Origin of the sequence: Aureibacter tunicatorum (genome assembly GCF_036492635.1) — a bacterium.
Lineage (GTDB): Bacteria > Bacteroidota > Bacteroidia > Cytophagales > Cyclobacteriaceae > Aureibacter > Aureibacter tunicatorum.
The window spans coordinates 245,123-259,120 of record NZ_AP025307.1 but is presented as its reverse complement, the minus strand read 5'-3'; the positions used below and the strand labels follow the sequence as shown (position 1 = coordinate 259,120).

Below are 13,998 nucleotides of genomic sequence, written 5' to 3'. Positions count from 1 at the left end.
CCCTTTCATTTGTTTGTCCAAATTAAACGAAAAATATTACTTTATGGATATTTATTTTCCAAAAATGATCATACTCTCCGTAAAAAAATAAATTGCTTAGCAATCTGGCGAATATATAAATATTAATCTTTGAAACACTATGAATCCATTGCTAATGAGAAGTAAAAACTCACATTCATTCACTTTCAAATCATTTGCATCAAATCACTTTTTTTGAACTAAATAAACTTGATGACCATTGGGGTCTCTTAGCTCTAAAAACCGTTGTCCATCAAATGCTATAATACCTTCTTCAGAAACATTCATTTTTTTAAATTGTGCTTTTTTGTAGAGCTTTTCCAAATCCGGTACTTCTATGATCGTTTGCAAATTCCAGAAATCATTGTTTTGAGTATCCTTGGGATAAAGCATTCCACCTTCCGGTCGCAAATATTCTAAAAATTCTACCCCTGAATGTCTATCAACATTTTCGCTCGCTAAGCCCGTTATTCTAACTTTAGAATATCGAACTCCGTTCAAATGTTCTTGCTCTTTGCCATAATTGAAACTTCCTCCCAACACATTCAAACCAATAAAGTCCTCATAGAACTTCAAGCTTGTATCAGTATCAATCACCGCAATTGCGGTATGGTCAATACCCATGAATAATTTTTTGGATTTCGCATGCCAATTTGACTTTCCCTTACCTTTAGGAAAATAGATTAACTCTAATGGATGGTTATCAGGATCCCTAAAATAATAAGCGGAAATTCCCGAAGCTGCTTTGTTCCATTTAGGCAAGGTTTGAGGTGCATTGGATATCCGCCCTGCATTCATCTTTGTCAACTTGTCGAAAGCCTTATCCATATCACTAACAACTATTGCCAAATGCTGAAATATCACATCATTGCTTTTTGCATCAAATGGAATTGGTCTTCCTTGAGGCGATAAAAATTGCTTTAACGTTAATGATGATTCTCCTAACTTTAACTCAACCTCTCTAATCACGCAATTAAATATTTGCTCAATAGCTTCGATTTCATCTCCTTGGTATATTTTATCAGATACAACTTCGCAATCAAATGCGTCTTGATAAAACTTCAAGCTTCTCTCCATGTCGGAAACAGGCAGTTTTACTGTAATCACATTTTGAGACTTCGATTCAAAGGCTCCGACAAATAAAACAACAACTAGCGTGATGACATATTTAAACTTTTTCATTATTATGTTTTTTTACATGAAGATAGAATTCACTAGCAATCAACATTCCTGCTATAGGAACAAACATGTATATCCAAAAAGAGTAGTAAACTCCCGCTGGAAAAGCGCTTGCGAATGTTCTAGCGGGATTCATACCAAAACCCGAAATAGGTCCAGAAACAATTACATAGCACATCACTAATACTCCTGCAATTATTTTAGTCCAGTTTTTCAAGACTTTGGAATCCGAAGTAAACAAAACCATGCACATCATGATAAATGCTATGGTCAATTCAGTAATGGCCGCTGGAATAACGCCATATTTACCAGGAACAGTGATAACATAAGTAACTGGAGCTGTGATCAACATCTTACCCAAAATCACTTTCATTATCACAACACCGAGCAAACCTCCTATGAATTGAAACAAAATATAAAAGAATGTGTCCGTCAAGTTAATCTTACCCAATCTGAACATCGTAAGCGTAACCGCAGGGTTGATGTGAGCTCCCGATGGGCTTGTTACCGGCGAATAAAATATAATCAACGCAGTCACTCCCATTGCAAAGCCCATGATATACAATTTGTGATTCAAGGCTGGAACCAGGGCTGAATACGGAGAATCCGGAGATGCCAGATGGGCCCAAAAAAAGCATGCAGATACCATAAAAAACGCAAGCCCTAAAGCTTCCATTAAATAGAGTTTATAATTTTCCTTGAAAGTAGAGACAATTGATCTCATGCTGTTTTTTTTCATTAAACACAAACGGTGATTAAGTGTTCACATCTGAGATCAATGAAAAAAGAATGAAGTTGTAAATAAAAAAAAAGTGTTGACTGGAAAATCAACACTTTTACCCAAAATCAAAAACAGAACATAAATTTCAAATTATATCTAACCCAAATACATTCTTCTCATTTATATTCTTGCTTTTTATACAATTCTAGCTTGCAATACCCTATTTAATTATACATTTTTTTTAAAGTATAGATTTCTTCATACAATATTTCATTTAAATAGTTCGTAAATACAAGGGCGCAGTAATAGTTGCGCCTGTCCAATGTTACTACTAATAACCCATGACTAAAATCATAGTCTCAGTTTAAACACTTTTATAACCAAAAATTGTAAATGGAAATTATTAGCAATTTTATTGCGGCTTTCGCCGACTTCATGTGGGGCACTCCCATATTAATACTTCTCTTAGGGGGAGGATTCTTTTTCCTTGTTTATTCAGAATTTATACCTTTCAAACACTTCGGTCATGGAATCAATGTGCTAAGAGGGCATTATGACAACCCCAATGATCCCGGAGAAATAAAACACATTGGAGCATTGGCAAGTTCTCTAGCGGCTACTGTCGGCATGGGTAATATTAGCGGTGTGGCTCTGGCTATTTCAACAGGAGGGCCAGGAGCTCTATTTTGGATGTGGATGAGCGCTTTGCTTGGGGTCGCTACGAAGTATTTCACCTGCACGCTTTCTGTGATGTATCGTAAAACTGAAAAAGATGGCCATGTTGAAGGCGGGCCTATGTACATTATCACTGAAGGACTATCGAAGAAATGGCATCCGCTGGCGTATTTATTTTCTATCGCTGGTTTAATGGGCACATTGCCTATGTTTGAAGCTAATCAACTTACCGAAGTAGTCAGGGATTTGGTATTAATTCCCAATGGAGTGATAAGTGAAAGCTCTATCTCTTCTTCGATTATCATCGGAGCGATGATAGCGGGACTGGTAAGTTTGGTAATTTTCGGTGGATTGCAAAGAATCGCTAAAGTTGCTTCCAAAATGGTACCCTCCATGGTAATCATTTACATGATCGCCGTTTTATATATTTTATTATCCAACTTCTCTCAGATTCCTGCGAGCTTTATGTTGATCATTGAAGATGCTTTCACAGCCAAATCAGTATTGGGCGGAGCTTTGGGAAGCATAATAATAACGGGTGCGAAAAGAGCCGCATTTTCAAATGAAGCGGGCATAGGCACAGCGCCAATGATGCACGGAGAAGCTAAGACGAACGAGCCAGTGCAAGAAGGCCTCGTAGCTATGCTAGGCCCAGTAATCGATACAATAATTGTTTGCACGCTTACAGCCTTGGCCATCATTATCACTGGCGTTTGGAAATCCTCGGAAATGAACGGCGTATCGTTGACCGCTTCGGCATTTAATAGCGCTATGCCTGGATATGGGAATTATGTCTTGACATTATGCGTAGCCATTTTCGCGATGACAACCTTATTCACATTCAATTACTACGGATATAAATGTTGGGGATTCCTTTTTGGGAAAAAATACATTTTCATTTACAACTACATATATATCGTCGCTATTATCATAGGTTCTATTTTCAGCATTGACGTTATAATCAATTTAATCGACGGCTCATACGCGGTCATGGCTATTCCGACAGTAACAGCAGGAATACTATTGGCCCCTAAGGTAAAAGAAGCCACCAAAGACTATTTCCGTCGTCTGAAGCAAGGAGAAATCATTAAGCATAAATAATCTGTCAAAGCCATTTTCACATGAAGATGGCTTTATTTTTTCAATGACATCCACAAAGCATCCAATCCTTCGGACATTTCATTTTCATTAAGCGAAGCAAATCCTAAACGTATGCCTTCCCAATCATTAAGTCCAAAAAAATTGAAATGATTCGAGTCAGGCAATAGCCAATTCTTTCTGGCCATATTTAATTTCGCTTTTTGCAAGTTTACCCCGTTTTTACTTTCCAACCATACAGCCATTCCGCCATTCGGCTCTTTAAAGTTGAAAAATGAAGCAAACTCCTCTTCCAATCTGTTGATTAATGAGATTTTTCTATTCTGATACGTTTTTACAGACTTATTTATATGCTTGCTTATAACACCATCTCTTAGCAAATGGGCAATCGATCGTTCTAAAACATTATCGCCTTGCCTGTCTAACATTATTCTTTCTTTCTCGATCAAGGAAATCAACTCTTTTGGCGCTGAAATAAAACCTACTCTAAAAGCTGGAGCTATCATTTTCGTAAAGCTTCCCAAGTATATTACATGACCATTTCTATCCAAGCTTGCTAATGGCAAATATGGACTTCGTTTGAAATGAAAATCATAATCGTAATCATCCTCCAAAATAAAAAGACTGTGCTTTTCCGCTAAGTTCAATAATTTCAATCTGCGCTCAGGACTTAATGTTGCCGTAGTTGGATGATGATGATGCGAAGTAACATACACTCCTACAATTGTTTTTTTCTTGCATGCCTCTTCGAGAGCATCTATATCCATTCCTTCTTTATCCACTGGAATACGCTCCAAACATGCTCCAGCATGTTGAAAAGTTGCGTCAGCGCCAAGATAATTACTCTGTCCAACGGCGATAAAATCCCCTTTTTCAATCAATAAATTTGATAGCAGACTCAAAGCCATCTGGCTTCCTCTTACAATTGCGATCTCTTCCATTTTTCTTGACAGGCCTCTGGTTCTATTCAAAAATATAGAAAGCTCTGACCGCAGCATTTCATCTCCTAAAGGGGAGGCATAACCAAACAATTTTGGCTTTCCAATGCTAGTCAGCAAGCTTTTATATTCCTGTCCTAATAATTTCATAGGCGCTAACCTTGAATCAGGCAGGCCTTCGTCCAAAATATGCGCAAATGAATAAGAGGAGTTATGCCTGATATAATCAGCTTTGTTTTTAATAACAAATCCACACTTTTCATTTTGAAAATGATTTGCTTCTATACTATCCAAAGGCTTGGGATTAATTTCTGGCAAGTTATACGACACGAATACTCCGCTTCTTTCTTTTTTAAAAAGCCATCCTTGACTTTCAAGCTCGTCAAGAGCGAGAGCTAATGTCATTCTATTCACACACAACTTTGAAGACAAAAACCTAGTGGAAGGAAGTTTCATCCCTTTGCTCAATATACCGAAGGATATCATGCTGATGATCTGTTTCTGGATTTGCAAATGCAAAGAGTCCCCACTGTTTCTATCTATTGTAACTAATTGTTCAAACGGCATAACTGGTATAGTCAGTTTCTTAAAATTGGTATAGATGAATTGACCAGTAATTAAACAAATTTACATTATAATTAAAACATTAATACCAATGGAAAGTAAAGAACAAGCGCATATAGTAAAAAGAGGAAAGCATAAATCCACTCACGACTGGAATGAAATTTCCAAAATTCTAGACGACAACTTCATTGGCCACTTTGTAAGCATGCGAGGCGATATCCCTGTCGTATTGCCAAGAGCCTATGGAAGAATAGGCAAAACCATCTATACCCATGGCGCTCAAAAAAACGGACTTATGAACGCAAATATAAAGGACAATTATGCCTCAATGACTGTCACATCATTGGATGGACTGATATTGTCAAAATCCGCCTATCATCATTCCATTAATTATCGATCGGCGGTGATTTTTGGATCGACTAGAGATGTGGAAAACGATGATGAAAAAATTCAAGGCCTCAAAGCAATTTCAGACCATATGCTTAAGCAACGATGGGAAGACTCCAGATTTCCCAATGAAAATGAATTAAAGGCTACTAAAGTCATGGCCATTGATATTGAATACTTCGTTGCCAAGATAAATGATAAAACCGACCCGGGAGATAATAAAGAGGATTTGGATTTAGCGATTTGGGCTGGTATTATTCCGACTTCCACTCATTACGGTAATCCTCAAAGAGCTGAATACTGCTCTCCGGAAATCAACTTGCCGGAATATATGTCAGAACTATTTGAAATGCAAAATACTTGATAATTAGCATTTCAAAACAAGGTTGGCAACATTACACAAGTAAAGATAGTTATGTGAAAAAAGATCGAAATATGAACATTAAATATTTTGCCAAAATCATAACTATCTTTTTTCTTTCATTTCTTTGCGCCAATATTTCTTATGCGGGTGACAAGGAGAAAACTAAAGAAAGAAAACAAGAGCGAAGACAACTTAGTCCAAACGATATCAAAGCATTTATCTTCCAATGGTACGCGAATATCGATCATCGAAGAGCAAAAAGAGATTTGCTTCCCTACATGACCGAAAATGTAAGAATTACAGGAAGAGGTATATATAAGAAAAGTGAATTCAGAAAATGGTATAGAGAGTATAAAAAATCTGTCGTCAAAGGCAAGCATTATATTCAAAGTATCCAAGTAGATGGCTCAGAAGATCAGGGATGGATGGTTTTTGTCAACTACAGATGGGTAGCTGAATTTGAAGATGTTGAAAAAGGGACATTAGACGAGCAATATTACGAGGAATGGGTATTGGAATCAAAACATCGACAGATTAGAATATATCAAGTCAACACATTGAATAATCCACCTGCGATTAAATAATAAAAAGATTGTTCCTGAGGGAAATTTGTCATAGTTTGCTTATAGCTAACAAATAAATAACCTAATGGAATATTGCAATCTTGGGAAAACCAATTTGAACGTATCCAAAATTTGCTTGGGCACAATGACATTCGGAGAGCAAAATACGCTTGAAGATGGGTTTGAGCAAATGGATTACGCTCAAGAGCAAGGTATCAATTTTTTTGACACAGCAGAATTATACGCTGTGCCTCCCAAACCAGAAACTCAAGGAAAAACAGAGGAAATCATTGGCGAATACTTCAGCCAAAGAAATTGTCGCGATAAGATTATTCTAGCGACAAAAGTTACAGGACCAACAGTAGACTGGATTAGAGATGGAAAACCATATGACAAAAAAGCCATTCTATCGGCTGTTGAAGGTTCATTAAAACGTCTTAAAACAGATTACATTGACTTGTATCAACTACACTGGCCAACACGACATGTATACCAGTTTACGAACTTTTTCAAGGAACAAGTTAACTTTGATACTAATCAAGTAAGCGATCATATTCTGGAAGTTATTCAGACGATGGAAGAGCTTATAGCTCAAGGAAAAATTAGACATTACGGACTCTCCAACGAAACTGCATGGGGAACCATGAAGTATCTTCAAATTGCTGAGAAAAACAATCTAAAAAGCCCTGTTTCTATTCAAAATGAATATTCACTGCTTTGCAGAAAATTCGAACCGGATTTGTCGGAAGTTTGCGCGGCTGAAAGTGTCGACTTGCTTGCTTGGTCGCCATTGGCCACTGGCTTGCTTAGTGGAAAATACAAAAACGGAAAATATCCTAAAGGCTCAAGACTGGACATTAGTCAAGGCGCTCGATGGAGGCAAACAGATAATTGTGAAAGCGCTATTATAGCCTATGAAAAAGTAGCTGAAAAACACAATTTGAACTTTGCCCAAATGTCGATAGCGTTCACGCTTCAAAGGCCTTTCAAAACAGTTTCAATTATAGGCGCCACAACGATGGATCAATTAAAAAGCAATATTGACGCTATCAATTTAAAGTTGTCTGATGATGTGATGAACGACCTTTCCGAAGTCAGAAAAAAATATCCTATAGTATTTTAAGATGCTAGATTCCGCTGAGGTATTCTTCAGCGGAATTTTTATTTGAAATTGAAAGTATAAGCCATAGAAAGGTTGAATTGATAAATTGTGCTATTGTCAAAATAATTTTTTCCTAAATAATCAATTTTATAAGCGACAACTCTTGAATAAATAAAATCAAATTCTAATTCAAAATTTCCTAGAGCATAACTTGTTCCCAATAACATAAAGGGGCTAAAATTGCTGAAACTATTACCTATATCCTCATTTAAGATGGCAACATCGTCTTTTGGTAAAACATCATAAAGTGTTTTGTGATCAATAATAGAAATTCTACCACCAGCGCCAGCCACAAGATTTAAATTTTTCACAAAACCTAAAGGTATATCTACTTTCAATGGAAATGATATATTGTATAGTTTATTATTATTTGTAGATAAAGCACCCTGACTACCTTTTACATAATAATCATATTCATACTGAGTGAACTCTATTCCAAATCGAACTGCTCCATACTTGATTGAAGTTCCTAATAAGAATCCATAGCCATTTGATTTATCTACGCCAATAGTGTATTTATTGTCATTCGTTTTGCTTTGTGCAGAACTAATCGAATAATTTTGCAATCCGCTGTAAATAAACAACTGAAGCTGATGATCCTCCTTTTCCACTTTAATTGAATCTTTAGCTACTGCAACGCTATCCATCTCAATTTGCCCATAGATCTTTGTTGAAATAACAGTAAAAAATAGAGAAATAAATAAAATAATGCCTTTCATAATGATAAGATATAATGTCATTATCTTGACCAAAAAAAAGGCATTTTGTTTAGTATAAATATAAATATTAAATTTAAAATATTGAAGAGCCCGTCTTTGCGCTAAGCATTTCCAAAAATTTCATCCCTTTAGCTGAATTGCCATTTGCATTCAACTTCGGACTCCAAACAGCCACAGAATAAATACCGGGATTCACTGCAATTATACCTCCGCCAACTCCACTCTTGCCGGGCAATCCAACTTTGTAAGCGAATTCACCTGCTTCGTCATAAAAACCGCAAGTTTGCATGATAGCATTTATTCTCCGAGAATTGATTTCTTTAATCATCTGCTCGTTTGTCAAAGGAATCTTCCCTTTATTGGCGAACAATAAAAATGCCTTGGACAACTCTTGGCATGACATTTCCATAGAGCATTGATAGAAATAAAAGTCTAATACTTCTTCTACATCATTTTTTATATTTCCAAAGGCTTTCATCAAGTTAATAAGCGCTGCATTCACATAAGCGTGTTTTTTTTCGGATAGGAATACCTTAAGATTAAAATTAACAGGCCCTCCCATCAAATTTTCGACAAAAGCAGATAATTCATCTTTAGGATTTTTGAAAATACTGATTAGAACATCGCATACTACCAGAGCCCCCGCATTAATCAATGGATTTCTCGGGATACCCTTTTCATGCTCTAACTGCACCAATGAATTAAACGGATCTCCTGAGGGTTCAACACCTACTCTACTCCAGAGACTTTCACCCATATTCTTGAATGCCAAAGCCAATGCGAAAACTTTTGAAATACTCTGAATTGAAAAACGTTCTTGATAATCACCTGTATAGCACTCCTGTCCTTCTACTCCAGTGATGTAAACGCCGAATTTTTCAGGAGACACTTTCGCTAATTCTGGAATATAACTAGCGACCTCTCCTTTGTCTTCAAACTCAGCCAGTTCGTGTATAATTTCATCCAATACCGATTGATAATTGATGTCTTTCATGGCAAAAAAATGTATATTAATGACTTTATAGTATGAATCTAATCCAACAAAAAAAGTTTTTAGATATTATAATTTGCAAATCGTCCACATAAATTTATCAATAAAATATGAAATATTTTTTAACATTACTGCTTACAATTTCTTCTTTTTATTCATTTTCCCAAAGCATCGTTCTAGAAGATCTGGAACATAAGAGCCAGATACTCAATTCAAATGTAAAATATAGTGTTTATCTGCCTGAAGGTTATAATTCTTCAAAGATGAAATATCCAGTAGTCTATTTGTTACATGGCTACACTGGATCAAATACCAATTGGGTTCAAAAAGGAGCTATCAAACAGACCGCCGATAGAATGATAGAATCAGGAGAGTTAAGTCCTTGCATCATCATCATGCCAGACGCAGGGAATTGCTATTACCTAAATGCTTCAAATGGAAAATGGAGCTACCAAGACATGTTCATCAATGAGTTCATCCCCTACATTGAAAATGAATATAGCATAAGAACTGAAAAAAGCTACAGAGCAATCGCTGGTCTATCAATGGGAGGCTTTGGCGCAACGATGATTAGCACTAACCATTCTGGTTTATTCGGTTCTTCAGTCGCTCTAAGCGGAGCTTTTTGGACAGATGAGCAATTGATTTCATTGGATCAAACTACTTTCAATGAACGGTTCGGAGATATGCTTGGAGATGATCTAAAAGGTAAAAAAAGAATTACCTCCAACTGGAAAACAAGCAACCCTTTACATGTATTCACGAACAGAAACCCCAATGATTTGAATCAAGTAAGATGGTATTTTGATTGCGGAGATGATGATTTCCTATACGAAGGGAATTCAATGATGCATATCATTATGAGAAAAAGAGGAATCGAGCATGAATTTATCATGAGAAATGGTGGACATGATTGGGAATACTGGCGAACAGGAATCGTCAACGGTCTCAAGTTCATCAATAAGAGCTTTATGAACTAAATAAAAAAGCTGACAGTTTATATTACCTGCCAGCTTTTATTTCTATAAATAATCCTTATGATCAAGGGCAGTTTCCGATATTCACATTATTTAGGTTATTGACATTAGTCGGCAAATTAGCGTCTACTCCCGTACCAAAACAATTGCCTCCTCCATCAATAAATCCGTTGGCACTATTAGAGCTGGATATAGCATAGCGATTATTACGCTTGAATTCTGTGCCTGTAAGCCTCAAGCTTGAATTGCTTAAGAATATAGCACCTCCAGCATACCCACTATACACTGTTGTATTTTGCAGGAACGTACAATTCAAAACTTCCAAATTATCATAGCGAACGTAAATAGCGCTACCATTGAAATACGTAGAGTTTGAATTGAACGTGCAATTCTCAAACTTAGGAAAACCTCTGTCATTGAATACTGCTCCACCATCTACCCTAGCTGAATTATTTTCAAAAACGCAATTTACAAATTGAGGATAGCCATTACTTATGTGAACAGCGGCCCCACGATCTGTTGTAAAATTATTTCGGAAAACAACATTGCTTACAGTCAAACTCGAATTATCAATGTCAAGCGCGCTATTTCCATTGGCACCTCTTACTGAAAAGCCATCCAATAAAGTTTCGCTATCAAGTCCATCAGCTTTAATAATCGGTCCGTTCAATGTGTTATCACCAACCATAGAAGTTGTATAAGCAGTTAAATCTCTTTGGGTAAGAGAGTTTTCATTTCCAGCAAAACTTCCGTAAACTTCTAAACCTGTCCTTAAAACCAAATAGTTATCTCTGCCTGTGAATGAATAAACTCCGCTTTTCACCCACACTTGATACTTTTTGCCTTCAGCTACAGTTTTTTGAAAAGCCAAATCTATACCTTCTTGAATCGTTCTTTTTGCTTCCAGCCAACTTAAACCATTGCCAGAACTAGGCTTGCTACCGTCCACATAAACCACATCCAAATTCTGAATGATTTCTAATTTGAAATACTCTCCTGTAATTGCTGTAAATGGTTCGCTTTCTAAAACCCAAGTAGATAAAGCTGCATTCCACTTTTTCATTTCATAAATTACGGGGTCGGAATAATCAAAATATAGTGGAATCGAATTCGAAGGAGCATTTGGATCAGATTCCACAACGACTCTTGTCGCCGGAGCTGGAAATTGATGCTCATATACTTTGTCACCAATCAACTTTTGAGCGTCATCATAAATCGAAAACAAACCATTTTCCTGAGTTCCATTGCCGCTAAAAGCTCCTTGATAATAAAATACAATTGGTCCTGCGTCCAAATATATTCCCATACCAACGTACCCAAAGTCAGACCTATTATAGCCGACAGACTCTACCATATGAAGCGCTAAACTCTGCACATCATTTTCAATGATCGCTGATATTGGCAACGCATCGGATTCGTCTATCCATTTGGCCATTGACGAACCCTTTTTTGGGACAATAGCAGCCATTGGGTACATAGGATCACTTTTCCAATCTGGACTCCAAGAAGTATCTGTGACCTGCAAGCCCGCTTCCAAAACTTCAAAGGTTGATCCACTGGGAACTTGCAAATACAAAGGCTCAAACACCAACTCGGCACTTGTAGCAGAAGAAATCTTAGGAAGAGCAATTCTAACAGCAGGCGAAGCATCTATCGTATAAACCAAAACTAAAGAGTCCACAAAAGGGTACCAATCATTGACTGATTGGCTTCTTGAAGCACTTGCTGTTAATGCTTCGCCTACTAAGTCAGTTTTATATATGCTGGACGAAAAACTTATCTCGCTGGATAAATTAACAGGCGAATTCATTTCAGTATTGGATTTGCATCCAAAACTTGAAACAATACTCAACACTATGAAAAATTTTAATATCGTCCGCATATCTAAGAATAAATTATTTTATAATAATTGTGTAAACATTATCATCTACAATCTGTGCCTCAACTGATGGATCTCCGTCTGTATATTCTACAGTACCCAAACCTTCATCCTTAAAAGAGTGAATATTAATTGCAGTTCCTCCTTCATACAAAACAATATCATCAGGTACAGTGAATGACTTTGCATTTGGGTCCAAATAATCAAATGTGCTAGGAAGATATATTTCATAGAACTCATCTTTGTCATTTGGATCAGAGTTATTCACTTTCAAATACGTAAACTCATTTCCTGCATTATCCTTAATAATCACGCTATCAGCAGCAGACACCCAATCCGTACCATCAAATTTTAAAGCTGCGATAGAAAAATATGAATCAACAGTGATAATCTCATCTTTTCCAATTGCAAAGCCAACATATCCAAAGTCCTTCAATGGAATATCTGTATTATCAACAAATGTCAAATTCAAAGTAGTGATTTCTCCATTTGCGGCAGCGTACTTATGCGCCAAAGGCTCTGAGACAAAGCTTTCGTATTTAGAACCTTTTTGGGGTATATTAGCTACAATATTTCCCGACGCATCCTCTTTAATAACAGCAGAGATCAACTCGAATTGATCAAATACTCCTTCAATGTAAATTGGCTCTATAGTCAATACATCTCCATAGTATACACCTTTGCTTTCAACCGTTTGGCTAGTGCCTACTGCAGTATTCGCATTGTAAATTTGATATTCAAATACAACTGAAACATCATTACCCCACCAAGATACAGAGCTTGTAGCCGCTGATCTACTAGCTGATGCGATATCCTCTACTTCATCAATGTTGATATTAAAGTTCATCTGAGACACAGGACTTGGAGTATCTTTTTCATCCAAATCGCTATTTGAACAACTGGATAAAAATATAGCTCCAATTGCTAAAATTGAGTAAATAAGGTTTTTCATATGTTTATTTATTAAAAGTAAATTTCAAATGATCGTCATGAATGAATTCATACACTACGCTCTTGTCATCCTGTATTTCCATTGGAAAGGTGTTGGAATCCCTTATTAAATCGGCTTTTTGCATAGTCATTGATTCTTTAGGAGTAAAATTGACCTTAATAAGATTTCCTTTTGGGAAAAACACATGGCCAATACCCATCAATTCTCCTTCATAATATACTTTACCCGAAGAGCTGTCTGATATTTTAAGATTGCCCTCAGCAAATTCCCAACCAGATGTTGATATATCAAAATATGTCGCTACAACAGACAAGGCCGCCGGCTGAACAATTTCAAATATTCCGTCAATGTATTTGCCTTCCTCTCCATTGAAGTTATTTGGCAAGGCTTCAATTTTTTCGTGATATGTTTCATTAACCAATCTCTCAAGCCTCAAGGGCAGTGGTCTGCTGACTAGATCAGCTTCTTCCGAAGTGTGTTTTGGAACATAAGCTTTTATAAGCCCATTTGCATCTGTCAAATACAAAGAGGTGATGTACACTATACCCGGCTCAGTCATCAACACTGACAAATACTTCATATTGCTTAAGTAGTCTGCAGGGACTCTAACCAACATGTCTCGATCGCTAAAGACACTATCCTCTGAAATACTAAAAACAGCATATGTTATTCCATCCACTGATTCATCATCTTCTTCAGCAAGAATATTGATCTCAAAATTAGTCACCGGAAATTTCATCTCAACGGTATAGCTTTGCTTGCATGCAGCCAAAAGAAATAAGACAAAAACTAAATATATTGATTTTTTCAT

At 36.6% G+C, this 13,998-nt stretch carries 13 protein-coding genes; 5 read left to right on the top strand and 8 right to left on the bottom strand.

All coding sequences use genetic code 11. The features are described from left to right. Positions 1–204 precede the first annotated feature (204 nt). Together AABK36_RS23600 and AABK36_RS23595 are read right to left on the bottom strand one after the other, a co-directional pair. Entirely contained in the window at positions 205–1,200 is a 996-nt protein-coding gene (locus tag AABK36_RS23600) for a VOC family protein (RefSeq protein ID WP_309942439.1), read from the bottom strand. Beyond that, positions 1,187–1,921, bottom strand: a complete 735-nt coding sequence (locus AABK36_RS23595) for an MIP/aquaporin family protein (RefSeq protein ID WP_309942440.1) — start codon at positions 1,919–1,921, stop codon at positions 1,187–1,189. Before AABK36_RS23595 ends, AABK36_RS23600 begins: the two co-directional genes overlap by 14 nt. A gap of 390 nt (positions 1,922–2,311) precedes the next feature. Between AABK36_RS23595 and AABK36_RS23590 the strand changes: the two genes are divergently transcribed. Then, on the top strand, positions 2,312–3,694 hold the full coding sequence (locus AABK36_RS23590) for an alanine/glycine:cation symporter family protein (RefSeq protein WP_309942442.1): 1,383 nt from the start codon (positions 2,312–2,314) through the stop codon (positions 3,692–3,694). Between the two features lie 32 nt (positions 3,695–3,726). Here the strand turns inward: AABK36_RS23590 and AABK36_RS23585 are convergent, their stop codons facing one another. Further along, positions 3,727–5,196 (bottom strand): aminotransferase-like domain-containing protein, encoded by a 1,470-nt coding sequence (locus tag AABK36_RS23585; RefSeq protein ID WP_309942444.1) that lies wholly within the window; start codon positions 5,194–5,196, stop codon positions 3,727–3,729. Between the two features lie 88 nt (positions 5,197–5,284). Between AABK36_RS23585 and AABK36_RS23580 the strand changes: the two genes are divergently transcribed. From AABK36_RS23580 to AABK36_RS23570, 3 genes are all read left to right on the top strand, one after another. After that, positions 5,285–5,944: a pyridoxamine 5'-phosphate oxidase family protein gene (locus tag AABK36_RS23580; protein ID WP_309942446.1), complete on the top strand. Its 660-nt coding sequence runs from the start codon at positions 5,285–5,287 to the stop codon at positions 5,942–5,944. A gap of 71 nt (positions 5,945–6,015) precedes the next feature. Continuing rightward, on the top strand, positions 6,016–6,528 hold the full coding sequence (locus AABK36_RS23575) for a hypothetical protein (protein WP_309942447.1): 513 nt from the start codon (positions 6,016–6,018) through the stop codon (positions 6,526–6,528). Positions 6,529–6,592: 64 nt separating this feature from the next. Then, positions 6,593–7,630: an aldo/keto reductase gene (locus AABK36_RS23570; RefSeq protein ID WP_309942448.1), complete on the top strand. Its 1,038-nt coding sequence runs from the start codon at positions 6,593–6,595 to the stop codon at positions 7,628–7,630. Positions 7,631–7,668: 38 nt separating this feature from the next. Here the strand turns inward: AABK36_RS23570 and AABK36_RS23565 are convergent, their stop codons facing one another. Together AABK36_RS23565 and AABK36_RS23560 are read right to left on the bottom strand one after the other, a co-directional pair. Continuing rightward, the gene (locus tag AABK36_RS23565; RefSeq protein WP_309942450.1) at positions 7,669–8,388 is read right to left on the bottom strand and encodes a hypothetical protein; all 720 of its coding nucleotides are present in this window, start codon (positions 8,386–8,388) and stop codon (positions 7,669–7,671) included. Between the two features lie 73 nt (positions 8,389–8,461). Then, positions 8,462–9,373 (bottom strand): glutaminase, encoded by a 912-nt coding sequence (locus AABK36_RS23560; protein WP_338390362.1) that lies wholly within the window; start codon positions 9,371–9,373, stop codon positions 8,462–8,464. Between the two features lie 116 nt (positions 9,374–9,489). Here AABK36_RS23560 and AABK36_RS23555 point away from each other — a divergent pair, with 116 nt between their 5' ends. Beyond that, positions 9,490–10,359 carry an alpha/beta hydrolase gene (locus tag AABK36_RS23555; protein WP_309942454.1) on the top strand — a complete coding sequence of 290 codons (870 nt, stop codon included), beginning with the start codon at positions 9,490–9,492 and terminating at the stop codon, positions 10,357–10,359. A gap of 61 nt (positions 10,360–10,420) precedes the next feature. Here the strand turns inward: AABK36_RS23555 and AABK36_RS23550 are convergent, their stop codons facing one another. From AABK36_RS23550 to AABK36_RS23540, 3 genes are read right to left on the bottom strand one after another with little or no spacing between them, the layout of a single operon-like run. Further along, positions 10,421–12,211: a right-handed parallel beta-helix repeat-containing protein gene (locus tag AABK36_RS23550; protein WP_309942456.1), complete on the bottom strand. Its 1,791-nt coding sequence runs from the start codon at positions 12,209–12,211 to the stop codon at positions 10,421–10,423. Between the two features lie 40 nt (positions 12,212–12,251). Continuing rightward, entirely contained in the window at positions 12,252–13,187 is a 936-nt protein-coding gene (locus AABK36_RS23545; protein WP_309942458.1) for a hypothetical protein, read from the bottom strand. A gap of 4 nt (positions 13,188–13,191) precedes the next feature. After that, on the bottom strand, positions 13,192–13,998 hold the full coding sequence (locus AABK36_RS23540; protein WP_309942459.1) for a hypothetical protein: 807 nt from the start codon (positions 13,996–13,998) through the stop codon (positions 13,192–13,194).

Bases quoted from the DNA above. Each gene is read 5' to 3' on its own strand.
- AABK36_RS23600 (WP_309942439.1), bottom strand. From the start codon at position 1,200: ATGAAAAAGTTTAAATATGTCATCACGCTAGTTGTTGTTTTATTTGTC.
- AABK36_RS23580 (WP_309942446.1), top strand. From the start codon at position 5,285: ATGGAAAGTAAAGAACAAGCGCATATAGTAAAAAGAGGAAAGCATAAA.
- AABK36_RS23595 (WP_309942440.1), bottom strand. From the start codon at position 1,921: ATGAGATCAATTGTCTCTACTTTCAAGGAAAATTATAAACTCTATTTA.
- AABK36_RS23565 (WP_309942450.1), bottom strand. From the start codon at position 8,388: ATGAAAGGCATTATTTTATTTATTTCTCTATTTTTTACTGTTATTTCA.
- AABK36_RS23545 (WP_309942458.1), bottom strand. From the start codon at position 13,187: ATGAAAAACCTTATTTACTCAATTTTAGCAATTGGAGCTATATTTTTA.
- AABK36_RS23555 (WP_309942454.1), top strand. From the start codon at position 9,490: ATGAAATATTTTTTAACATTACTGCTTACAATTTCTTCTTTTTATTCA.
- AABK36_RS23540 (WP_309942459.1), bottom strand. From the start codon at position 13,998: ATGAAAAAATCAATATATTTAGTTTTTGTCTTATTTCTTTTGGCTGCA.
- AABK36_RS23570 (WP_309942448.1), top strand. From the start codon at position 6,593: ATGGAATATTGCAATCTTGGGAAAACCAATTTGAACGTATCCAAAATT.
- AABK36_RS23590 (WP_309942442.1), top strand. From the start codon at position 2,312: ATGGAAATTATTAGCAATTTTATTGCGGCTTTCGCCGACTTCATGTGG.
- AABK36_RS23575 (WP_309942447.1), top strand. From the start codon at position 6,016: ATGAACATTAAATATTTTGCCAAAATCATAACTATCTTTTTTCTTTCA.
- AABK36_RS23585 (WP_309942444.1), bottom strand. From the start codon at position 5,196: ATGCCGTTTGAACAATTAGTTACAATAGATAGAAACAGTGGGGACTCT.